Here is a 22,824-nt window from a genome sequence, read left to right on the forward strand (position 1 = left end):
GCCCGCGCACTCGTTCCCAGACGCCCTCAGGCACGGTGGAAGACGGATCGCATGAAGGGCCGGTAGGTTTGATCCTTTCCGTTCCCTGCGACCTGTGCTTTCACCTCCGGCACGTCTTCAGGCTCGAATCTTCCAGCTGCACGCAAGTCGGTGACGTGCCGCAGCACTCCGGCTTCAACGCTGATGGCGTGCCGCGTCCAGCCTGCACTGCTTGGCCGCTCCACCCGGATGACGCCGTCGTGCCACGTACACCGGGCAGCGCCAGCGGGCAGCGCACCTGTGCTGTCCACGAAATACCAGAGCACGTCCTTGCGCGCAGGATCGATCGTGAAGATGCCATGGCCCTCGAAGTGCGTGCCATCAGGCTCGACATGCCGGTAGCCCTGCACCACTCCGAAGCCACCAGCAATCGGCGTGTAGGACACCTCGGCGTCCACCGTGCGCTCAGGCCCCCAAGGACCGGCGGCAAGGACGGTGCTTCCACGCCAGTGGCCCAACAGAGGTGCCAGGGCAGGATGCCCGGGCTTCAACTCCGGCCTGTCCACGAACACGCCACCTCCTGCCGAAGCTCACCCCCATACTCAGGATGGACTCTGCAGGGCAGCAGCGCCAGCCTCCTACAGTCCGAAGGTTTCCGTCTCTTCGAAGGGGCCCACCACGGTGATGGTCCGCGGCGCGGCAGCGAGTTCGGCGGCCAGTTCCTGGACCTGTTCGGCGGTGACGGCCTTGATCAGGCGCAGGGTCTCGTCGATGTCCTGGTATTCGCCGGAGACCAGCTCTGCCCGGCCCAGCCGGGACATCCTGGAGCCGGTGTCCTCCAGGGCCAGGACGATTCCGCCGCCGAGCTGTCCCACTGCCTTGCGGAGTTCATCCTCGGAAATTCCGTGCTCAGCGAGCTTGTCAAGCTCCACGCCCAGCAGGTCCACCACCTGGCGGACCTTGGACGGCGTGCAGCCGGCGTACATGCCGAAGTAGCCGGCGTCGGCGTAGGACGATGCAAAGGAGTAGGTGGAGTAAACGAGGCCACGCTTCTCGCGGACTTCCTGGAACAGCCGCGAGGACATGCCGCCGCCGAGGACCGCGTTCAGGACGCTCATGACATAGCGGCGTTCGTCGGTGGCGACGATCGTGGGGCATCCCATGATGATGTTTGCCTGCTCCACGGCACGCTTGACCACGTGCAGCCCGGCCGTCCCGGTGATCAGGGCACGTTCGGTGGAGCGGCGCTGCACGGGCGCCGCGTCGGACTGCAGCGACCACCCGGCGGCCTCGAGGGCATCCACCACGAGTCCGCAGACGACGTCGTGGTCCAGGCCGCCCGCGGCGGTGATGACCAGTTCCTCCGGCTTGTAGTACCTGCGGTAGTGCTCCCACACGGAATCCCGGGCCACGGCCTTGATCGCGGCGGGGGTTCCGCCGATGGGACGGCCCAGCGGGTGGCTGCCGAGGACTGCGGCGACAAAATGTTCGTGGGCGACGTCTGTGGGGTCATCGCTGTCCATGGCGATCTCCTCCAGGATGACGTCGCGTTCCTGCTCCATCTCGTCAGGATCCAATACGGCCCCGGTGATCATGTCCGCAATGACGTCGATGGCCATGGGCAGGTCCGTGTCCAGCACCCGGGCAAAGTAGCACGTGCTTTCCTTGGCTGTTGCCGCGTTGGATTCCCCGCCCACCTCGTCGAAGGCCGAGGCGATCTCCAGGGCAGTGCGCCGCTTGGTGCCCTTGAACAGCAGGTGCTCGAGGAAGTGGGTGGATCCGTGCTGGCCCGGGGCCTCGTCGCGGGACCCGACGCCCACCCAGAACCCGATGGTGGCTGACCGCTGGCCCGGCATCGCCTCCGTCAGTACCCGCACGCCTCCTGGCAGCACTGAACGGCGGACCTCGGACCCGCCGTCGGAGCCGTGGACCAGGGTGTCGCCGGCGTGGTTCTGCTCAAGCGGCAGGGGTACAACAGTCATTGATGCCTTTCAGGAGGGGCAGCCGGATCTGGCTGCCATCGTAACAGCGGCGGGACCGGTGGATCATCCACCGGCCCCGCCGATTCATGCTTCTGCCGGGAGTCCCGGGCTGTTAGACGTCAACGCCTTCAGCGGGCTCCGTGGTGTGGGCGCGCTCGGTGTCGGCCGGAGCCTCTTCCTCGGCTACCACCGGGGCAAGCGAGAGCTTTCCGCGGTCGTCGATCTTGGTGATTTCCACCTGGATCTTCTGGCCGACGGAAACCACGTCCTCCACGTTGTCCACGCGCTTGCCGTTGGCCAGCTTGCGGAGCTCGGAGATGTGCAGGAGGCCGTCCTTGCCCGGGGTCAGCGACACGAAGGCACCGAAGGTGGTGGTCTTGACGACCGTGCCCAGGTAGCGCTCGCCGATCTCGGGGACCTGCGGGTTGGCGATGGCGTTGATGGCGGAGCGTGCTGCGTCGGCAGACGGGCCGTTGGTGGCGCCAATGTAGACCGTGCCGTCGTCCTCGATGGAGATGTCGGCGCCGGTGTCCTCCTGGATCTGGTTGATCATCTTGCCCTTGGGGCCAATGACCTCGCCAATCTTGTCCACGGGGATCTTCACGGCGATGACGCGCGGTGCGAACTCGGAGAGCTCGTCCGGGGTGTCGATTGCCGAGTTGATGACCTCGAGGATGTGCAGGCGTGCTTCGCGGGCCTGCTTCAGTGCTGCCGCCAGCACGGAGGCGGGGATACCGTCGAGCTTGGTGTCCAGCTGGATGGCCGTGACGAACTCGGAGGTGCCGGCAACCTTGAAGTCCATGTCACCGAAGGCGTCTTCGGCGCCGAGGATGTCGGTCAGGGCTGCGTAGCGGGTCTGACCGTCCACCTGGTCGGAGACCAGGCCCATGGCGATGCCGGCGACGGCGGCCTTCAGGGGCACACCGGCGTTCAGCAGGGACAGGGTGGAGGCGCAGACGGAACCCATCGACGTCGAACCGTTGGAGCCGAGGGCCTCGGACACCTGGCGGATGGCGTACGGGAATTCCTCGCGGGACGGCAGGACGGGCACCAGGGCACGTTCGGCCAGGGCGCCGTGGCCGATTTCGCGGCGCTTGGGCGAGCCCACGCGGCCGGTTTCACCGGTGGAGTACGGCGGGAAGTTGTAGTTGTGCATGTAGCGCTTGCGCGTCACCGGCGACAGCGAGTCGATCTGCTGTTCCATCTTGAGCATGTTCAGCGTGGTGACACCCATGATCTGGGTCTCGCCGCGTTCGAAGATGGCGGAGCCGTGGACGCGGGGCAGGACCTCCACCTCGGCCGTGAGCTGGCGGATGTCCGTCAGGCCGCGGCCGTCGATGCGGATCTGGTCCTTCAGGATGCGCTGGCGCACCACGTGCTTGGTGACCGAGCGGAACGCTGCGGACAGTTCCTTCTCGCGGCCTTCGAACTGGCCGGCCAGGCTGGACAGGACCTCGTCCTTGAGCGCGTCGGAAGCGTTGTCGCGTTCCTGCTTGTCTGCGATCTGGAAGACGGCGGCAAGCTTGTCGGCTGCAGCGGACTCGACGGCGGCGTAAGCGTCGTCCTCGTAGTCCAGGAAGACCGGGAACTCGACCGTGGGCTTGGCAGCGCGGGCGGCGAGATCGGCCTGGGCGTCGCAGAGTGCCTTGATGAACGGCTTTGCAGCCTCCAGGCCCTCGGCCACAACCTCTTCGGTGGGGGCGGTGGCGCCCTGTTCCTTGATGAGGTTCCAGGAGTTGTCGGTGGCTTCGGCCTCGACCATCATGATGGCGACGTCGTCACCGGCAACACGGCCGGCAACCACCATGTTGAACACGGAGTTTTCCAGCTGCGAGTGCTTGGGGAAGGCAACCCACTGGGAGCCGTTTTCGTCGTTCACCAGGGCAACGCGGACGCCGCCGATGGGGCCGGAGAACGGCAGGCCGGACAGCTGGGTGGACATCGAGGAAGCGTTGATGGCCACGACGTCGTACAGCTCATCGGGGTTGATGGCCAGGACGGTCACCACGATCTGGACTTCGTTGCGCAGGCCCTTGATGAAGGCGGGGCGCAGCGGGCGGTCCATCAGGCGGCAGGCCAGGATGGCTTCGGTGGACGGGCGGCCTTCGCGGCGGAAGAACGAGCCCGGGATGCGGCCGGCGGCGTACATGCGCTCTTCGACGTCAACGGTCAGCGGGAAGAAGTCGAAGCCTTCACGCGGGTGCTTGCCGGCGGTGGTGGCGGACAGCAGCGCGGTGTCATCGTCGATGTACACCATGGCTGCGCCGGCAGCCTGCTTGGCGAGGCGGCCGGTTTCGAAGCGGATTACACGCTTGCCGAAGCGGCCATTGTCAATGACTGCCTCTGAGAACTGGATTTCGGGACCCTCCAAGAGAGTCACCTCCGTTTCTGTTTCACGGAAGTCCAGCCGCATCAACCCAGCCCAGCATCTGTCTACTGGCCCTGCACCCGGTCATCGATCGAGACCCACGGGCCGCCGGCTTCTGTCAACGAAGCCGTTCCCGGAGATCACTACCGAGGACCGCGAATGCGTGATGCGGTTGATCCTCCTGTTTAGTTTTTCATTTGAAGAAGGCGGCCCGATCCGGAGGGAAAGGGCCGCCCCAAAGCCAGACTAGCGGCGCAGGCCGAGGCGCTCGATGAGCGAACGGTAGCGGGCGATGTCAGTCTTCTTGAGGTAGCTCAGCATGCGCTTGCGGCGACCAACCATGGCCAGCAGACCGCGCTGGGTGTGGTAGTCGTGCTTGTGCTCCTTCATGTGCTCAGTCAGATCCTTGATCCGCTGGGTCAGGACGGCAACCTGGACCTCGGGTGAACCGGTGTCGCCTTCGGCGGTTGCGTATTCCTTGATGATGGACTGCTTTACAGCGGCGTCAAGTGCCACAATAACTCCTTGGGAATGTGCCGTGAAGGCCCAGGTCAGTAACTCACTGCCGGGTCTGCCGCCAGCGTCCTGATCGGGAAAACCGGAGGAGGCGCCAACAACAGGAGCCAGCCGCCACGGACTGCAGCCGGATCCATCGTCCAGTTTACCGGCCCCGGCCTAACCTTGTCGAAACAGGGCGCTCGAAACGGAGCGCTCGAAACAGTCAGCGGGGACAGTGGGGCGCTCAGCCCTGCAGCCGTTCCCTGATGGCGGCCATGCCCTGCAGCACTTCGGCGAAGCTGGTGCTCAGCGGGGACAGCCCCACCCGGATGCCGTGCGGCGAGCGGAAGTCCGGAATGACGTCCCCGTCCCAGAGCGCTTCCACCGTGGCCTTGGTAAAGTCCGGGTGGTCCACGGTGATGTGGCCGCCGCGCTCCCCCGGTTCCCGGGGCGATGCCAGTTGCGCACCCAGCGGGGCCAGCCAGGCGTCGAAGACCTCCACGGCGAAGCCGGTCAGCGCCACGGATTTTTCCCGGATGGCGGCCATGGACGCTTCCTCGATGAGGGCCAGGGTGCCCTGCATGGCGATCATGCCGAAGATGGCGGGTGTGCCGCTGAGGAAACCCCGAATGCCCTGGGCCGGTTCATATCCGGCGGCCATTTCGAAGGCGTCCTTGCGGCCCATCCAGCCCCAGATGGGCTGGTTCAGCGACGGCAGGTGGCGGGCGTTGACGTACGCGAAGGCCGGCGACCCCGGGCCTCCGTTGAGGTACTTGTACGTGCATCCGGCGGCGAAGTCCACGTCCGCGCCGTCCAGGTCGATCTCCACCGACCCCGCGGAATGGCAAAGGTCCCACACCACCACGGCGCCGGCGTCGTGCACTGCGGCGGTAATTCCCGGCAGGTCGGCGAGGTGGCCGGAGCGGTAGGCGATCTGGCTGAGGAGTACGACGGCGGTGCGCGGCCCGGTGGCCTGGCGCACCTGTTCAAGGGTCACCCCGGCGGCGGGATCCGGCTGGATCCAGCGCAGGGTCAGGCCCTCCTCAAGGGCGATGCCCTCCACCAGGTAGCGGTCCGTGGGGAAGTTCTCCGTGTCCAGCACCAGCTCGTTGCGGTCCGGGTCCTGCACAGAGGCAAGGGCCGCGCGGATGAGCTTGTAAAGCACCACGGTGGTGGAGTCGGCGATGATGGTCTGCCCCGGCGCTGCCCCCAGGACAGCACGGCCCAGCTGGTCCCCGATAGCCTGTGGCAGGGCCAGCCATTTCTCGTCCCAGCCGCGGATGAGCCGGCCACCCCATTCGTCCCGGATGAAGGCGGCCACATCGTCGGCAGTCCGCTTCAGGGGGCGGCCCAGGGAATTGCCGTCAAGGTAGGACAGGGGTGTGTCCGTGCCAATGAACTGCTCCCGGTAGTGCGCCAGGGCGTCACGGCGGTCCAGCTCTTCGGCTCGCTGCCGGAGCTCTTCGGCGGAAACGTCCGTGGGGTTTTCCTGATGGATGCTCATTGTCCGATCTCCGTCCTGACAGCGAATAGTTCCGGGAAGAACGTCAGTTCCAGGGCCTTCTGCAGGAACGTCACACCGCTGGATCCCCCCGTTCCGGTCTTCATGCCGATGGTCCGCTGGACGGTGCGCAGGTGCCGGAACCGCCAGAGCTGGAAGTTGTCCTCCAGGTCCACCAGTTCCTCGCAGGCCTCGTAAGCAGCCCAGTTGTCCGCGGCGTTCTCGTAGATGTGCTTGAAGAGAGGGACCAGTTCGGGGGCGAACTCGTGGGCCAGAGTGACGTCCCGGTCCAGGACCGACCGCGGCACGTCAAACCCCTGCCGGGCAAGGTAGGCCAGGAACTCGTCGTAGATGCTGGGGGCGGCCAGCAGCTCCGCCAGCATCCCGTGGGCCTGCGGATCGGATTCGAAGATGGGCAGCATCTTGCTGTTCTTGTTGCCCAGGACAAACTCCACTGCGCGGTACTGGGCGGACTGGAAACCGGAGGAGTTGCCCAGGAAACCGCGGAACTGCGAGTACTCGGTGGGCGTGAGGGTGGCCAGGACGGACCACTGCTCGGTGAGGGTCTTCTGGATGTGCTTGACCCGGGCGATGCCCTTGAGTGCCGAGCCCAGGTCGTCCTCCCGGAGCCAGGCGGCGGCGCTGCGCAGTTCGTGCAGGACCAGTTTCAGCCACAGCTCCGTGGTCTGGTGCTGGATGATGAACAGCAGCTCGTCGTGGTGTTCAGGCTGGCTGACCGGCTGCTGCGCGCTGAGCAGCGTGGGAAGCTGCAGGTAGGAGGCGTAGCTCATCCGTGAGCTGAAGTCGCGGACAATCCCCTTATCCAGCTTGCGGGTGTTCTTCTCGACGGACACGCACTGCCTTTCGTTATTCTCACCCCGGGGATGAGGCTGGAGTCAGGGGCCGGCCAGGATCTGGTGGGCCTGGGCCACGTCCAGCCGCATTTGTTCCACCAGGGCCTCAGGGCCACGGTAGGCCACCATGCCGCGGAGCCGCTGCACGAATTCCACAATGACTGTCTGGTCGTACAGATCGAAGTCCTCCACGGCTTCCTCCGGCCTGTCGATTACATGCGCCTCCACCTGGCGGCTGACGCCATCGAAGGTGGGGTTGGAGCCTACCGAGATGGCGGCCGGCCAGCGCTTGCCTGCCTGGTCCACCAGCCAGCCGGCGTAGATGCCGTCCGCGGGGATCAGGCCCGTGGCATTCGAGGAGAGGTTGGCCGTGGGGAAGCCAAGCGCCCTGCCCCGGGCGGCGCCGTGGACAACTTCGCCGCGCATCCGGTGCGGGCGGCCCAGGACGGAGGCTGCGGTGGCGACGTCGCCCTCCTGCAGCGCCTCCCGCACCCAGGTGGAGGAGCAGCGGCGGTCCGTGCCGTCGTCGTCATGCAGGGGGTAGCCCTCGGACCCGAACTCGCTGATGACCTGGACGTCGAAGCCGAACTTGTCGCCCAGCGCCTTCATGGTCTCAAGGTCCCCGGAGTTGGCGCGTCCAAAGCGGGCGTCGTGGCCGATGACGACGTGGCTGGCATGCAGGCAGTCCACCAGGTACTGCTCCACGAACTCCTCGGCCGTGAGGCTGGCAAGGTCCAGCGAGTACTTGACCACCAGGATCGCGTCCAGGCCAAGCTCCCCCAGCGCCTCCAGCTTGTCATCCAGGCCCATGATGAGCTCCGGGGCCGCCTCGGGCCGGTGGATAACTGCCGGGTGGGGGTCGAAGGTGATGGCCACGGCCTTGGCCTGCGCGAGCCGGGCAGAACGGATCAGCTGGGACAGCACCTGCTGGTGGCCGCGGTGAACGCCGTCGAAGTTGCCGAAAGTGACAACAGATGGGCCGAAGTCCGCCGGGACATCGGACGGATCGTTCCAGATGTAGACCATCACCCTCGCCTTTAAGCTGCGTGCAAGCATCGGTGTTCCGCCGGCCGTGCGGCTGGGGAACTCTTCAAGGTTACCCGGATCCGCTGCGCGGCTTTCGCCGTCACTCCGCAGCCTTGGCAGAACCCGCCGCAGCTGCGGAGGGACGGCGGCGGTACAGCCACACCAGGCCCAGAATGGGCAGCAGCAGGGGGATGAAGCCGTAGCCGCGGCCGAACAGGGACCAGACAGTCTCATGCGGGAACTGCACTGAGTCCAGGATGCTCAGCGTTCCCACCACAAGGACCCCGGCGAGCTCCACCAGCACGGCGGCAACGGAGACCTTGAACCACGTGGTCCCTGCCTTGGCCAGCGAAACCGTCGCCAGGATGTACACCACGGCGGCGAACGCAGAGAGCAGGTAGGCCAGCGGGGCCTCCGAGAACTTGGTGAGGATCTGGTAGCCGGCGCGGGCGGTGGCCGATATGGCGAACACCCCATAGACCGCGATCAACAGGCGGCCGGGTCCGGTGTTGCGGGTATTGCGGACGGGTGCGTCGCCGGCGGCCGCGCGGGCCTGCTGCTCTTTCATTTCTGCTGCTTCTTCCACTTCAGTACCAGATCTGGTTCATTCGGGCAGCCATCACCAGGGCAGTGACACCCACCGCGGCCAGGACAAAGTTGCTCCACCGCGTCCGCTCCAGGATGGCCCAGTAGATTGCCGCGGGCGGCAGGAGCATGGCGGTGGCCATGTAGCCCCAAAACTCCCACGCTTCGCCGGCGATCGATTCGCCGGCGATGACGCGGACGATCGAGCCCACCAGGTAGACCACCAGGGCTGCTTCCACGGCCACGACGGACAGGAGGGTGACGTCGTTCGGCGCCTTCTTCAGGATTCCCGCCCCGAGGCAGAGCACCGTGGACACCAGGCCGACGGCCAGGATGATCCAAAAGTATGCGTCCACGCCTACGCCTCCGCGGACGCGGTGGCGGCCGCCCCGTTCCCATTTCCAGTCCCGGTGCCGGGCGCGAAGACAAGGACCGGTTTGGCGTAGCTGCCCGCATCGGCGAGGAGGGCCACCAGGCTGCCATCAGGGGCGAAGCCGGCGGCAGGGTGTTCAGTGGTGGCGGCGCCGGGGGTGCCGGGAGCCGTACCGGAAGCGATCCGCCGGCCGAACGAGATCTCCGCGGTTTCCTCGGCAGTGAGTTCGCGGTTGGGCATCAGGGCACGCGCGGCCAGGGACATGTCCAGGACGTTGAGCTCTTCGGCGAGCTGTTCCAGGGTGCGCGCCTGGTCAAGGGTGTACGGACCCACCTGGGTCCGGCGGAGGGCGGTGAGGTGGCCGCCGACGCCAAGGGCGTTGCCGAGGTCCCGGGCCAGGGCACGGATGTACGTGCCTGAGGAGCACTCCACCGTCACGTCCAGGTCCACGACGCCGGCCGCGGCGTCCCTGCGGATGGCGTGGACGTCGAAGCGGTGGATGGTGACAGGGCGCGCGGCGAGCTTGACGTCTTCGCCGGACCGCACGCGTGCGTAGGCGCGTTCGCCGTTCACCTTGATCGCGCTGACGCTGCTGGGCACCTGCTGCAGCTCCCCCGTGAGCACCGCGACGCCGTCGTAAATCTCCTGCTCCGAAACGCCGGCGGCGCTGGCGGTGGCCGTGACCTCGCCCTCCGCGTCATCCGTCACCGTGGACTGGCCCAGCCGGATGGTGGCGGTGTAGGTCTTGGAGGTGCCCACGATGTAGGTCAGCAGGCGGGTGGCTTTGTTGATGCCCAGCACCAGCACGCCGGTAGCCATGGGATCGAGTGTTCCAGCGTGCCCGACTTTCCGGGTCCCTGCGAGGCGCCGCATCCGCCCAACCACATCATGGCTGGTCCATCCCTGCGGCTTGTCCACTATCACCAGTCCAGAAAGCACGCCTCCCAGTATATCGGCGCAGGTTGGGGCCCTTGTGCAGGGACCGGCGCAGGCGTACGACGGCGGCGGCTAGGATGGCTGGCATGCCCCAGCTTGCCGCCCATGTCCGCGACGTGCCCGTAAACCAGATCCGCGAGATCACCGAGGCCGCATGGCGGACTCCCGGCGCGATCGTGCTGAGCATCGGGGAGCCCGGCTTTCCGCTTCCCCGCCACGTCCTGGACGCGGGTATTGCCTGCCTGGACCGGGACGAGACCAACTACACCCCCAACGCAGGCATCCCGGCCCTGCGCGAGGCGTTCGCCGCCAGGTTCCGGGAGGAACAGGGTGTGGACGTCGGCGCCGACCGGGTGTACGTGGTGTCCGGCGCCCAGCAGGGCCTGCACTTCGCCATGAGCCTGCTGCTCTCCCCCGGCGACGAGATCCTGATCCCCAATCCCGGCTACCCCACTTTCGCCATGACCAGCCGGCTGCTGAACGCCGTTCCGGTGGGCTATCCGCTGCATCCCGAGCACGGCTTCCAGCCGCGCGTTGCCGACGTCGAGGCCCTCATCACCGGCCGCACCCGGGTGCTGGTGCTCAACTCGCCCTCCAACCCGCTGGGCGCCGTGCTCAACGGGGAACTGGTGCGGGAGTTGGTGGAGCTGGCCCGCCGGCACGACATCTGGGTCATCTCGGATGAGTGCTACGAGGCGTTCACCTACGATGTCCCGCACGTCAGCCCGGCAAGGTTCGACGGCGGCACCGAGGCTGATGCGCGCGTGTTCACTTCGCTGACACTGTCCAAGACCTACGGGTTGACCGGGCTGCGCATCGGCGCACTGGTCTGCCCGCCGGGGCTGGAACGGAAGATGGACAACGTCATGGAATCGATCGTCTCCTGCGTGGCGTCCGCCCCGCAGTACGCGGCGCTGGCGGCGCTTACGGGGCCGCAGGACTACGTCCGGCACGCACATCAGCACTACCGCGAGAACCGCGATGCGGCTTCGGCAGTCCTTGCCGCAAAGGGGATCCGCTACCTGCCGGCACAGGGCGCGTTTTACCTCTGGGCCGATATGTCGCACGTCACCGGCGGCGACGTCCGGGCCTGGGTCCGGCGCTTCCTCGCCGAGTCCGGCGTGGCGCTGGCTCCGGGGACGGCGTTCGGCTCCATCGGCGAGGGCTGGGTACGGGTTGCCCTGTGCGGCCGGAAAGAGGACCTGCTGGAAGGGTTGTCGCGTCTTCCGGCGGCATCCTGACTGCTGCCCTCCAGCGCCGGAGCGGCGTCAGCTGCGGGCGCCGGCCAGGGCCTTGTCCAGCCACGACCGAAGGACCTCGGCGGCTGCGGCGCCCGCCTGGCGCGCGGCTACTTTCCCGTTAACGAGCACCATCAGGGTGGGGATGGCCTGCACATCGAACCGCCTCGACAGCCCGGGAGATTTGTCCACGTCCACCTTTACCAGCTTGATCTTCCCGGGCCGTTCCCGCGCCAGCTTGTCCAGGACCGGGCTGACCATCCGGCAGGGGCCGCACCAGGCGGCCCAGAAATCGACCAGCACCGGCACCGGGGCCTGCTCCGCCACGGCAGCGAAGTCGCTGTCGCCCGCGGCCACGATCCACGGCAGGTCCGCCTTGCAGTTGCCGCAGCGGGGGTGGCCGGAGGCCTGGGCGGGCACGCGGTTGGTCTTTCCGCAGGAGGGGCAGGCAAGCAGCGTGGATTCCATGGTCAGTATTCCTTCCTGCTGTCAAAGGCGCGCCAGGTCTGGAAGGGGACGTCCGACGTCGGGATGTCGCCCCGGGTGACCGGCATCAGTTCCGGTGCGGCACCGCTGAAATAGTCGTAAAAGAGGGCATCGTCGAAGCCCGCTGCTGCGGCGCCATGGCGGTCCGCGGCGAAATAGACGTGCCCGATTCGGGCCCACAGGGCTGATGCCAGGCACATGGGGCAGGGCTCGCAGCTGGCGTAGAGAACCGATCCCGTGAGGTCGAAATCCGCTGTTGCGGCTGCCGCGGCCCGGATAGCCACCACCTCCGCGTGGGCGGTCGGATCGTTGTCCCGGGTCACTCTGTTGACGCCGGAGTGGACCCGTCCGTCGGGCGTCACCACCACGGCCCCGAACGGTCCGCCGCCCTGGCCCACGTTCGCCGTGGCAAGGTCCACTGCCTGTTCGAGGTAGTGGACCCGTTCGAAGTGTTTTTGGGAGCTCTTTCCATGGTCTGCAGCCGTCATAGCACGATCCTAGCCACCGGTGACCCTATGGGGGATGGAAAGGGGGCAAGGAAGGGGGGACGCCCCCAAACACTACCCGCCGGTAGGGGCCTACTCTTGCGCCGGGGGATACATATTTTGCCTCTGCCGAGGCTTCCATTTATCCAGCCCGCAAGGGCCCCGCACCCGGAGTACCCAATGAAGAGAAGACTCGCACTCTTAGCCTGTATCACCGCCTCGGCCGCTGCCATAGCGTCCGCAGGCCCCGCCGCCGCTTCCACTAAAGCGCCGGATTACCAGGTAATTGCAGGCGGCCTGGTCTCGCCGCTGCATGTAGCCGCAGGAACCGGCAAGGACGTCCTGGTGTCCCAGGATTTTGCCGGGAAACTCACGCGCTTCAACCATGACGGAGCAGCCGAAGACCTGGATACGGGCACGCCCAAGGGCTGGGAAGTGGCCGGTTCCGATACGCGCGGCAGCACAACCTACTTCCTTGAAAGCGTGGGCGCCGGGCAAGAAGACCCCGCCGCACTGCACGGATACCTGAAGTCGATTGACTCCAAAGGCCATGTGGACACCATCGCAAACTTTGCCGATTACGAGCGGCGCCATAACCCGGATGGCGACCAGCGTTACGGCTTCGGGGATGACGTCAGCGCACAGTGCATGGCCAACTGGCCAAACTTCCCGCCGGCCACCTACAAGGGCACCGTGGATTCGCACCCCTACGCCGTGGCCGTCCGGGACAATACTGCGTACGTTGCGGATGCCGGCATGAACGCTGTGCTGAAGGTCAACCTGAAGAATGGTGACATCGATACGGTTGCCGTCCTGCCGCCACGGCCGGCGGTGATTCCGGCGGGTCTGCGGATCCCTACAGATATGCAGGGGAACACGGCGGAGGTGCCGGCCTGCGTAGTGGGGCATGAATATGCGTTCGAACCCGTCCCCACGGATGTCGCGGTCGCCCCTGACGGCATGCTGTACGTGACGTCCCTGCCCGGCGGACCGGAAGGACCTGAACTGGGTGCCCGTGGTGCGATCTTCAAGGTAAATCCGTGGAACGGTGACACCGACGTTTGGGCGGACGACATCCTTGGCCCCACGGGTGTGGCTGTCGCTGGCAACGGTGACGTGTATGCAGCGTCGCTGTTCGGCGGAGAGATCCTGAAGTTCAACGACGACGGCGACCGTTCGACATTCCTCAAGGTGAATATGCCAGCTGACGTCGACATCAAGGGGAACAACCTCTACGCCACGATCGATGTCCTGGGTGACCCGACGCAGCCGCCCGCTGGAAAGGTCATCAAGGCCGACCTCGGGTAGCCGACGGTGACCGCCCCTGGTTAAGGACTGGGTGGGTTAAAAGCAGCCAGGGCCCGGGATAAGCTCCCGGGCCCTGGTGTGCGTGTTACTTGTTGCCGTCCTCGTCGAGGTCCTCATCGTCGTTGAGGTCCAGGTCCTCTTCGTCGAAGTCGTCCTCGTCGATGTCCACGTCACCGGACGCATCGGACTTGTACGGGTCGGCGTCGCCTGCGTGGCGGGCGTTGGCGGCAAGGGCTGCCACCTCGGCGTCCCGCTTCCGGGCCTCCCGCAGCAGTTCCTCCAGGTTGGAGGCGTTGACCGGGATCTGGTCGGCGACGAATTCGAGGGTGGGGGTCAGGCGGGCGGTGATGTTCCGGCCCACTTCCTGCCGAAGCACACCCTTGGCCTTTTCAAGCCCCTTGGCAGCATCAGCCTGGACAGCCTGGTCCCCGAAGACGGTGTAGTACACAGTGGCGTGCTGCAGGTCATTGGTCACGCGGGCATCAGTAACGGTAACGCCTTCAACCCGAGGATCCTTGATCCGCCGGCCCAGGGCCTCAGCAACAACAACCTTAATCCGCTGCGCCAACTTGGCAGCACGTGCCGGATCAGCCATGAACAACTCCTATAAGAAGAAAAGTAAGGGACGTACGACGGCGGCGGTGGGCCGGCGTCGAACGTTTCAGTTATGTGCCACGCGCTAAAGGCGGGCCAACGACCATGCCGTCGGGATTTTCCGGCGGCGCTTTGGAGCCGTGAAGGGGGCCCGGGAGTGGCGTCGGGCCTGCCGGAGACGGGTGGCTGACGATCGCAGATCGCCAGCCACCCGTCGTAGGGGCGGGGCCCCCTTCACGGCGGAAAAGCGGGGGCCGCCGGGAGATCCCGACGGCCCCACACCAGACAGACTAGACGCGCGGCTTCTCGCGCATCTCGAAGGTCTCGATGATGTCGCCTTCGGTGATGTCGTTGTACGACCCAAGACCGATACCACACTCGAAGTCCGTACGGACCTCGGTGGCGTCGTCCTTGAAGCGCTTGAGCGACTCCACGGTGAGGTTGTCACCGATGATCTTGCCGTCGCGGCTGACGCGTGCCTTGGCGTTGCGTCGGATGATGCCCGAGCGGACGATCGAGCCGGCGATGTTTCCGAACTTGGAGGAGCGGAAGACTTCGCGGACCTCGGCGGTGCCGAGCTGGACTTCTTCGTATTCCGGCTTGAGCATGCCCTTGAGCGCTGCCTCGATGTCATCGATTGCTGCGTAGATGACGGAGTAGAAGCGCATGTCCACGCCTTCGCGGTCTGCCAGTTCGGCAACCCGCTCGGCGGGCTTGACGTTGAAGCCGATGATGACGGCGGAGTCGACCGTTGCCAGGTTGACGTCGTTCTGGGTGATGGCACCCACACCGCGGTGGATGACGCGCAGCTGCACGCCTTCGCCGACGTCGATCTTGAGCAGCGCGTCTTCGAGGGCTTCCACGGCACCGGACACGTCACCCTTGAGGATGAGGTTGAGGGTGTCGATCTTGCCTTCGGCGACGGCCTGGTCGAAGTCTTCCAGGCTGATGCGCTTGCGGCGCTTGGCCAGGGCGGCGTTGCGGTCGGCGGCTTCGCGCTTCTCGGCGATCTGGCGGGCGGTGCGCTCGTCAGCGGTCACGAAGAAGGTGTCGCCGGCGCGCGGCACGTTGGACAGGCCCAGCACCTGGACGGGGCGGGACGGGCCTGCCTCGGTCAGGGCGCTGCCGTCGTCGTCGAACATCGCACGGACGCGGCCGTGGGCCGTGCCTGCCACGATGGTGTCGCCGACGCGCAGGGTACCGGACTGCACCAGGACGGTGGCAACCGCACCGCGGCCCTTGTCCAGGTTGGCTTCGATCGCGATACCGCGGGCGTCCTTGTTCGGGTTGGCGCGCATGTCCAGGGCGGCGTCCGCGGTGAGCAGGACGGCCTCGAGCAGCTCGTCGATGTGCAGGTTCTGGCGCGCAGAGACCTCCACGAACATGGTGTCGCCACCGTATTCCTCGGGAACCAGGCCGTACTCGGTCAGCTGGCCGCGGACCTTCTCCGGGTTGGCGCCTTCCTTGTCGATCTTGTTCACGGCCACGACGATCGGCACGTTGGCCGCCTGGGCGTGGTTGAGGGCTTCAACGGTCTGCGGCATCACGCCGTCGTCCGCTGCGACCACCAGGATGGCGATGTCGGTGACCTTGGCACCACGCGCACGCATGGCGGTGAACGCCTCGTGGCCCGGGGTGTCGATGAAGGTGATCTTGCGGTCGTCGCCTTCGTGGTTGTGCGTGACCTGGTAGGCACCGATGTGCTGGGTGATGCCGCCGTGCTCGCCCGCCATGACGTCGGACTTGCGGATGGCATCCAGCAGGCGGGTTTTACCGTGGTCCACGTGGCCCATGACGGTGACTACCGGCGGACGTGCCTCGAGTTCCTCGTCGCCTTCGGCTTCGAGTTCGGCTTCAAAGTCGATGTCGAAGCTGGAGAGCAGCTCGCGCTCCTCGTCCTCCGGGGAGACGACCTGGAGCTTGTAGCCGAGTTCCTCGCCGAGCAGGGCGAAGGTGTCCTCGTCCAGCGACTGGGTGGCGGTGGCCATTTCACCAAGGTGGAACAGCACGGTGACCAGTGCGGCGGGGTTTGCCTCGATCTTGTCGGCGAAGTCCGTGATGGAAGAACCTCGGCGAAGCCGGATGACGGTGTTGCCGTCGCCGCGGGGTACGCTCACGCCACCCAGCGACGGGGCACTCATCTGCTCAAGTTCCTGGCGCTTTGCGCGCTTGGACTTGCGCTGCTTGCCACGGCCTGCGCCGCCCTTGCCGAAGGCACCCTGGGTGCCGCCGCGGCCGCGGCCGCCCTTGCCGAAGCCACCGCCGGCGGGAGCACCGCCGCCACCGGGACCACCGGTGCCGGGAGCGCCGCCGGGGCGTCCGGGACCGCGGCCGCCGCCGGGACGGCCTGCACCTGCGGGTGCGGGACGCTCAGTGCGGTTGGGCATCATGCCGGGAGTAGGACGGGGACCACCGGGGCGCGGTGCGCCCGGACGGGGGCCGCCGGCGCCTGCTGCGGGGCGGGGACCACCGGCACCGGCTGCGGGACGCGGCCCACCAGGGCGCGGTCCGCCGGCGCCTGCTGCGGGACGGGGACCACCGGGGCGGTCGCCGTCCGTACGGCTGCCACCCGGACGGGGCATGCCCTGGGAGGTGGCGAACGGGTTGTTGCCCGGACGGGGTGCACGGTCACCGTCTCCGCCGCGGCCGCGGGGCATGCCCTGCGAGGTGGCGAATGGGTTATTGCCCGGACGGGGACCGCCGGGACGGGGCCCTGAACCACCCGGACGGGCGGAGGGAGCCGGGGCGTCAGCCTTGGGTGCCGGACGCGCACCGGGCTTGGCGCCGGTGGACGGGGCACCAGCGGACGGGGCGCTGGAAGCCGGCGCACCGGAAGCCGGAGCCGCGGGAGCGGCAGGCGTGGCGGGGGCTGCCGGGGCTGCTGCCTGTGCAGGAGCAGCGGGAGCGGCCGGAGCCGGTGCCTGCGCCTTGGGGGCCGGAGCCTTGGGCGCAGCCGGGCCGGGGGCCGGTGCTGAAGGGCGTGTTCCTGCCGCGGGGGCAGGCGCCTTGGGCGCAGCGGCAGGCGCTGCCGCCGGAGCCGACGACTTTGCGGCGGCATCGGGGAAGGCGTTGCGCAGTTTACGCACAACGGGGGCCTCAATGGTTGAAGAGGCAGAGCGAACGAATTCGCCCAGTTCCTGCAGTTTTGTCACTGCATCTTTGGAAGTTATACCGAGCTCTTTGGCGAGCTCATGTACGCGGACCTTGGCCACATTTCTCCTGTCTCGGTCCGCACCGAGCCAGGCACGAACCGTCTACTTCTTACTGCGGACCCCAGCCGCTGTTGATGCGAAGGGGCCCATTGCAGAGCGCAACAAAGTTGTCATCGTTACGCACTCATCGCTGGGAACTCATCGGGTTTCCATCAGATTTCTGACCCGCTTTCAGGTTGGACGGTTGGTGTTGCAGCCACCGGGGCGGCGTCAACGTTCGGACCTGAGGTGATCCGGCGTTCGACGGCGGTTGTTTCAGTTGCGCCCGGAAGGGCACGTCCGAATGCTCGCCGCTTGACCGCCAGGGCCAGGCACGATTCGCTGGGGTGCAGCCATGCACCCCGGCCAGCCATCCGGCGTCGTTCATCCACCAGGACAGCGGTTGACCCGCTGCCTTCGGCGACGAGCCGGAGCAACTGCGACCGCGTACCCTTCTTCCGGCATCCGATGCAGGTACGCTCGGGCTGATTCCCGGTGGAAAGCATTTCTGCCACGGTCATCGTCCTGACGTTCTTTCTGCTGGCCGCAGGTTGACCGCCTCCGCAGTCGCGGAAACGAGCACGCCCAAGGCACACGGCTACCGGCTCTAAGGCGCGGTCTTATCCATTCTAGCCCCTCGGGGCCGTTCTACCCGAAACGGGGGTGGCTGCCGCGGTGCGCCAGCCACCCCCGTCCCGGTAGTTACTTGTCGCGGGCCACCGCGGCGTCGGAGACAATGTCGATGCGCCACCCGGTCAGCTTTGCCGCGAGGCGGGCATTCTGGCCTTCCTTGCCGATGGCCAGGGACAGCTGGTAGTCCGGGACCACCACGCGCGCGGAGCGGGTGGCCTCGTCCGTGATGGTGACCGAATTCACCCGCGACGGCGACAACGCACTGGCGATGAAGGTCGCCGGGTTCTCGCTGTAGTCGACAATGTCGATCTTTTCGTCGTTCAGCTCGGTCATGACGGCGCGGACGCGGGAACCCATCTCGCCAATGCAGGCACCCTTCGCGTTGATTCCCGGGGTGTTCGCCTTGACGGCGATCTTGGTGCGGTGACCGGCCTCGCGGGCCAGCGCCACGATCTCCACGGAGTGGTCCGCGATTTCCGGGACTTCGAGTTCGAAGAGCTTCCGGACCAGGCCGGGGTGTGACCGGGACAGTGTTACGGAGGGGCCCTTGGTGCCGCGGTGCACATCGATGACCAGGGCGCGCAGGCGGTTTCCGTGGATGTACTTCTCGCCGGGAACCTGCTCTGGCGGCGGAAGCAGCGCCTCAAGCGAGCCGAGGTTGACCTGGATCATGTGCGGGTTGTTGCCCTGCTGGATGGTGCCGGACACCAGCTCGCCTTCGCGGCCCTTGAACTCGCCCAGGACGTTGTCGTCCTCAACGTCGCGGAGCCGCTGCAGGATGATCTGGCGCGCGGTGCTTGCAGCGATGCGGCCGAACCCTTCGGGGGTGTGCTCGAATTCGCCGATGGGGGCGCCGTCGTCGTCAATCTCCACAGCCCAGATGGTCACGTGGCCGCTCTTGCGGTCCAGCTCGGCGCGCGCTTTTTCGAAGGCGCCGGGCGACTTGTGGTAGGCCACCAGGAGCGCCTGCTCGATGGTGGGGATGAGGAGGTCCAGCGGGATTTCACGCTCACGCTCCAAAAGTCTCAGTGCGCTCATGTCAATATCCATCAGGCCTCCTCAGAAGGTCCATTGTGTTCAGGTTCCAGACCGTCCTCCGGGAGGTGGCTGAATTCGATCTCGACTTTTCCGTTGCGGATCCTGTCGAAAGGAAGCTTTACGGGTTCGCCCTGCCGGGGCTTCATGCCCTTCTTGACGGCGATTTCCGGAACGAGGGTGACTCCCCCATCGTCCACGGATTTGATGCGGCCGGTCATGTTGTCGCCCTGGATGACGTTGACCTTGACCATCCGGCCCCGGGCACGGTGCCAGTGCCGCGGCTCGGTCAGGGGACGGCCGACGCCGGGCGAGGACACTTCGAGGTCATATGGACGGCCGTCATCGTTGGGGTCGTTGTCCAGCACATCCGAAAGAACCTTGGAGATGTCCGCGATGACGTCCAGGCTGACGCCGCCCGTTTCCTCCTGCGGCAGGTCCACCACGACGTGAACCACGCGGTGGGAGCCGGGGATGATGGCCACGTCCTCGAGGTACAGGCGGTTGGCGTGAACGGCGGGTTCCAGGAGGGCCCGGAGCCGCGCAGCTTCGGGGTTGTGGGCCGGTGCGGTTTCGCTTCCCGTGCCGGTGTGGTCTGGTGAAGCCGTAGCTTCTGCATTGCTCACGATGCCGGCCGCCTCCCTATAGATGATGTGGTGTTTACTAGCGTAGCTATTTTACCGGCCCAGTGGTGCACCCGGGTGCCCCCTCAGCGTGACACCATGGTCTGTTGTGAAAGACCCCCTCAAGGACCCCCACCCGCGCGTGCGCGCGTTCCGGTTTGCCGTCTTTGCCCTTGCGGCGCTGGTGGTCCTGAGCCTTGGTTTCGCCTTGATTCCCGCGGAAAAGCCGGCTCCCGCCGAGCCTTCCTCTACTGAAAGGGCCAGGGCGGCGGCGCTCACTGCTGCCAAGGACCTGCGTGCTTCCGGGATGGAGCTGGCTTCCACCGGCGCCGCGGATTCCAGCATCCTGGAACCCGTTGTGACCTTGCTGACCATCCAGGCGAGGGCGTTGATGGGCCCTGCGCCGGAAACCGCGCCCGCCAGGCCGGCAGCCTCTGTCCCGCCGTCTTCCACCGCCGGTCCCGCCGGCGTTGCCGGGCTGGTCCAGGCGCTGGCCGGCAGCGGCACCGCCCGGCTCAAGGACGCAGAGACAGCCGACGGCGGCATGGCCCGCCTCCTCGCGGGCGCCGGCACCGCGCAGCTCCTCGCGGCCGGGCGCCTGGCCTCCGCCACAGGAGTACCCGTCCCGGAGGGAGCGGCCGCCGCAACGGTAGTAAAGGTGCCCGCCGCGGCAACTGCTTCCCCGTGCCCCCCGCCTTCCCCGGCTGCCTCCCAGGAGGGCGGAGTCCAGGGCACTGCTGCCGGTGTGCGCCAGGCCCTGGCCAGTGCCATCACCGCGGAGCAGGAGGCTGCCTACGGGTACCAGGCGGCACTCCCCCGCCTCGCTCCCGCCGAGGCCGGGCCGGCATCGGAGTTCCTGGCCCGGCATCGGGAACTGGCCGCCGCCGGGGAGGAACGCCTCAGGCTCGCGTGTGGAACGGCCGTACCCCAGCAACCCGGATATGTCCTGGATCCCGGCTTCCTGGCCGCACCGGCGGCAGGCCTGGGCAGGCTCGAGGCGGCGACGCTCGCCTCCTACGGCGACCTTGTGGCGCTGTCCCAGGGCCAGGACCGGAGGTGGGCGCTGTCAGCGCTGCAGGCCGCCGCGGCAAGGGCGCTCCGCTGGGGCGCTGACCCCGGACCCGTTCCGGGCCTCGCCCTGGACGTTGGCCAACTCCCTGCCCTTCCCGCTGGTACCGGATTACCTGCTGGTACCGGCCCCACGCCGTCGTCCACGGGATCCTGAACCCGGGTGCGCGGCTCTCATTCCTTCCCATGTCCCGGCGCCAAAGAAGGCCACGCAGAGGGTGGCACTGGGCAGGCAGGGGTGGTTTGCTGAAGGCATGAACGCCGACGATCCAGCCGATGTCCCGGGATCCGGTGCCGCAGGCCCGGAGTTGAACAGCCACCTCGAGACGGAACCGCACGGCAATGACATAGCCCACCGGCTGAACTGGCTGCGCGCCGGCGTCCTCGGCGCGAATGACGGCATTGTCTCCGTGGCCGCCATTGTGGTGGGCGTGGCAGGCGCCACAGCTGAGCCGGGCCCCATCCTCACGGCCGGCGTAGCCGGGGTGGTGGGCGGTGCGGTGTCGATGGCGTTGGGGGAATATGTCTCGGTCAGCAGCCAAAGCGACAGCCAACGGGCCCTGATCGAGAAGGAACGCCGCGAACTGGCGGAAGAACCGGAAGCGGAGCTCGCCGAGCTGACCGCCATTTACCTGGCCAAGGGGCTGACCCCCGAAACCGCGGCCAAGGTGGCCCGGGAACTGACTGCCCACGATGTCCTGGCCGCGCACCTGTCGGCCGAGCTCAACATCGCCGAGGAGGACATCGTCAGCCCCTGGCACGCGGCATTCGCCTCCGCCATTGCCTTTACTATCGGCGCGATCCTGCCAATGCTGGCCATCCTGCTTCCCCCGCCCGGCATCCGGGTCCCGCTGACCTTCGCATCAGTGCTGGTGGCGTTGGCTTTGACGGGCGCCCTGGGGGCATGGATCGGAGGCGGCTCCAAGACCCGGGCAGCTGTGCGCGTAGTGGTGGGCGGCGCGTTGGCGCTCGTGGCAACGTTCCTGATCGGCAACCTGCTGGGCGCTTCGGGTGTTGTCTGACCCCGTGGTGCCGGCGCCGCCCATCCCGCCGGCCCTCATGGCCCGTTACACGCGCAGCGCGGCGGGACGGGCATGGCTGGACAGTCTTCCGGGGCTGCTGGCTGACCGCCTGGAGCAGTGGCGGCTCGACGTTGACCTGGCGCCCGGCAGCCTGCCCTGGAGCGGACATGGCGGCATCGTGGTGCCGGTGCGGCAGGAAGACGGTTCACCTGCAGCCTTGAAGATCGCTTTCCCCCACGATGAAGCCAAGGTGGAGCGGCATGCGCTGGCGCTTTGGGGCGGCCATGGCGCTGTTGCGTTGCTGGCCTCGGACCTGGAATCATGCGCGATGGTCCTGGAACGCCTTGATGCGGGCCGGTCGCTGGCAGACGTACCGCTGGAAGACGCTGCCGTGGTGTGGGGCGGGCTGGTGCGGCAACTGGGGGTAACTCCGGACCGCCGGCCCGAATGGCGGGAGTTCGCCCACATCGCCGCCCGTGCGGAACAGTGGAGCGACGAGCTGCCGGCGGACTGGGACCAGTTGGGCCGCCCGTTCCCCCGGTGGCTGCTGGAGGCAGCCCTGGAGGTGTGCCAGACGCGCGGGGCGGTGGGCCGCCGGTCCGCGCATGACCTGCTGGTCCACACCGACCTGCATTTCCTGAATGTCCTGGCGCGCCCGGGATTGCCGCCCGCGAGTGAGGCACCGACTGCGGCGGGCTATGCGGCCATCGACCCGCAGCCAATGATTGGCGAGCCCGAGTTCGCCGTGGCTCCGCTGCTGTGGAACCGCCTTGCCGACCTGCCGGCATCCATGGCCGGCGCGGCGCTGCTCCGGCGCTGCCATGACTTCAGCTCCGCTGCCGGCCTGGACCCTGACGTGGCCCGGCAGTGGGCCATCGCCAGGGAGGTGGAAAACGCACTGGGGTACGCCGCGCAGGGCCACAGGGGCGATCTGGCCCGGTCTCTCTGGGTGTCCAGCACCCTGGCTGGCAAAACGCTGGACGGCTTGCCGGATCCCCATTGGCTGCCGGAGCCAGGACAGGACGGGTAGGGCCGGCGG

22 protein-coding genes are annotated in these 22,824 nt (G+C 67.2%); 5 read left to right on the forward strand and 17 right to left on the reverse strand.

All coding sequences use genetic code 11. From position 1 onward, the window contains the following. Positions 1-26: 26 nt before the first annotated feature. The 10 genes from FBY30_RS19965 to truB all read right to left on the reverse strand — a co-directional run bounded on the left by FBY30_RS19965 (position 27) and on the right by truB (position 10,105). Positions 27-551, reverse strand: coding sequence for a DUF1579 family protein (locus FBY30_RS19965; protein ID WP_235009512.1), 525 nt, complete (start codon positions 549-551; stop codon positions 27-29). Positions 552-617: 66 nt separating this feature from the next. Beyond that, entirely contained in the window at positions 618-1,961 is a 1,344-nt protein-coding gene (locus FBY30_RS19970; protein WP_142134553.1) for a M16 family metallopeptidase, read from the reverse strand. Positions 1,962-2,073: 112 nt separating this feature from the next. Next, a complete protein-coding gene (locus tag FBY30_RS19975) occupies positions 2,074-4,332 on the reverse strand; it encodes a polyribonucleotide nucleotidyltransferase (RefSeq protein ID WP_142135492.1) in 2,259 nt (752 codons plus the stop codon). Positions 4,333-4,575: 243 nt separating this feature from the next. Then, on the reverse strand, positions 4,576-4,845 hold the full coding sequence (gene rpsO, locus FBY30_RS19980; RefSeq protein ID WP_043452786.1) for a 30S ribosomal protein S15: 270 nt from the start codon (positions 4,843-4,845) through the stop codon (positions 4,576-4,578). A gap of 226 nt (positions 4,846-5,071) precedes the next feature. Continuing rightward, the gene (locus tag FBY30_RS19985; protein WP_142134554.1) at positions 5,072-6,331 is read right to left on the reverse strand and encodes a kynureninase; all 1,260 of its coding nucleotides are present in this window, start codon (positions 6,329-6,331) and stop codon (positions 5,072-5,074) included. Beyond that, complete coding sequence (kynA, locus tag FBY30_RS19990) at positions 6,328-7,182, reverse strand: tryptophan 2,3-dioxygenase (protein WP_142134556.1); 855 nt, start codon at positions 7,180-7,182, stop codon at positions 6,328-6,330. The genes FBY30_RS19985 and kynA overlap by 4 nt, the downstream gene beginning before the upstream one ends. Positions 7,183-7,224: 42 nt before the next feature. Continuing rightward, on the reverse strand, positions 7,225-8,208 hold the full coding sequence (locus FBY30_RS19995) for a bifunctional riboflavin kinase/FAD synthetase (protein WP_142134558.1): 984 nt from the start codon (positions 8,206-8,208) through the stop codon (positions 7,225-7,227). A 100-nt stretch (positions 8,209-8,308) separates the two neighbouring features. Continuing rightward, positions 8,309-8,776 carry a hypothetical protein gene (locus tag FBY30_RS20000; protein ID WP_142134559.1) on the reverse strand — a complete coding sequence of 156 codons (468 nt, stop codon included), beginning with the start codon at positions 8,774-8,776 and terminating at the stop codon, positions 8,309-8,311. 19 nt (positions 8,777-8,795) lie between these two features. After that, on the reverse strand, positions 8,796-9,149 hold the full coding sequence (locus FBY30_RS20005) for a hypothetical protein (RefSeq protein ID WP_142134561.1): 354 nt from the start codon (positions 9,147-9,149) through the stop codon (positions 8,796-8,798). A 2-nt stretch (positions 9,150-9,151) separates the two neighbouring features. Continuing rightward, on the reverse strand, positions 9,152-10,105 hold the full coding sequence (gene truB, locus FBY30_RS20010) for a tRNA pseudouridine(55) synthase TruB (protein ID WP_142134563.1): 954 nt from the start codon (positions 10,103-10,105) through the stop codon (positions 9,152-9,154). 83 nt (positions 10,106-10,188) lie between these two features. Here truB and FBY30_RS20015 point away from each other — a divergent pair, with 83 nt between their 5' ends. After that, positions 10,189-11,343, forward strand: coding sequence for a pyridoxal phosphate-dependent aminotransferase (locus FBY30_RS20015; RefSeq protein ID WP_200830734.1), 1,155 nt, complete (start codon positions 10,189-10,191; stop codon positions 11,341-11,343). Between the two features lie 27 nt (positions 11,344-11,370). Here the strand turns inward: FBY30_RS20015 and trxA are convergent, their stop codons facing one another. Next, the gene (gene trxA / locus FBY30_RS20020) at positions 11,371-11,808 is read right to left on the reverse strand and encodes a thioredoxin (protein ID WP_142134566.1); all 438 of its coding nucleotides are present in this window, start codon (positions 11,806-11,808) and stop codon (positions 11,371-11,373) included. A gap of 2 nt (positions 11,809-11,810) precedes the next feature. Further along, positions 11,811-12,314, reverse strand: a complete 504-nt coding sequence (locus tag FBY30_RS20025) for a nucleoside deaminase (RefSeq protein ID WP_142134569.1) — start codon at positions 12,312-12,314, stop codon at positions 11,811-11,813. A 177-nt stretch (positions 12,315-12,491) separates the two neighbouring features. On the opposite strand from FBY30_RS20025, the gene FBY30_RS20030 reads away from it, so the two are divergent. Continuing rightward, complete coding sequence (locus tag FBY30_RS20030) at positions 12,492-13,619, forward strand: ScyD/ScyE family protein (protein WP_142134571.1); 1,128 nt, start codon at positions 12,492-12,494, stop codon at positions 13,617-13,619. Positions 13,620-13,704: 85 nt separating this feature from the next. Here the strand turns inward: FBY30_RS20030 and rbfA are convergent, their stop codons facing one another. From rbfA to rimP, 5 genes are all read right to left on the reverse strand, one after another. After that, positions 13,705-14,214, reverse strand: a complete 510-nt coding sequence (gene rbfA, locus FBY30_RS20035) for a 30S ribosome-binding factor RbfA (RefSeq protein ID WP_142134573.1) — start codon at positions 14,212-14,214, stop codon at positions 13,705-13,707. A gap of 289 nt (positions 14,215-14,503) precedes the next feature. Continuing rightward, the gene (infB, locus tag FBY30_RS20040) at positions 14,504-17,425 is read right to left on the reverse strand and encodes a translation initiation factor IF-2 (RefSeq protein WP_142134575.1); all 2,922 of its coding nucleotides are present in this window, start codon (positions 17,423-17,425) and stop codon (positions 14,504-14,506) included. 152 nt (positions 17,426-17,577) lie between these two features. After that, positions 17,578-17,925 (reverse strand): YlxR family protein, encoded by a 348-nt coding sequence (locus FBY30_RS20045; protein WP_142134577.1) that lies wholly within the window; start codon positions 17,923-17,925, stop codon positions 17,578-17,580. Between the two features lie 181 nt (positions 17,926-18,106). Further along, positions 18,107-19,087: a transcription termination factor NusA gene (gene nusA / locus FBY30_RS20050; RefSeq protein WP_142134579.1), complete on the reverse strand. Its 981-nt coding sequence runs from the start codon at positions 19,085-19,087 to the stop codon at positions 18,107-18,109. Continuing rightward, positions 19,087-19,698 (reverse strand): ribosome maturation factor RimP, encoded by a 612-nt coding sequence (gene rimP / locus FBY30_RS20055; protein WP_142134581.1) that lies wholly within the window; start codon positions 19,696-19,698, stop codon positions 19,087-19,089. Before rimP ends, nusA begins: the two co-directional genes overlap by 1 nt. A gap of 106 nt (positions 19,699-19,804) precedes the next feature. Between rimP and FBY30_RS20060 the strand changes: the two genes are divergently transcribed. From FBY30_RS20060 to FBY30_RS20070, 3 genes are all read left to right on the forward strand, one after another. Next, positions 19,805-20,920, forward strand: coding sequence for a DUF4439 domain-containing protein (locus FBY30_RS20060; RefSeq protein WP_235009513.1), 1,116 nt, complete (start codon positions 19,805-19,807; stop codon positions 20,918-20,920). 97 nt (positions 20,921-21,017) lie between these two features. Continuing rightward, positions 21,018-21,785, forward strand: a complete 768-nt coding sequence (locus FBY30_RS20065) for a VIT1/CCC1 transporter family protein (RefSeq protein ID WP_142134583.1) — start codon at positions 21,018-21,020, stop codon at positions 21,783-21,785. A 37-nt stretch (positions 21,786-21,822) separates the two neighbouring features. Continuing rightward, the gene (locus FBY30_RS20070; protein ID WP_142135497.1) at positions 21,823-22,815 is read left to right on the forward strand and encodes an aminoglycoside phosphotransferase family protein; all 993 of its coding nucleotides are present in this window, start codon (positions 21,823-21,825) and stop codon (positions 22,813-22,815) included. Positions 22,816-22,824: the final 9 nt, after the last annotated feature.

This window comes from Arthrobacter sp. SLBN-83, from assembly GCF_006715285.1.
Taxonomy (GTDB): Bacteria; Actinomycetota; Actinomycetes; order Actinomycetales; family Micrococcaceae; genus Arthrobacter.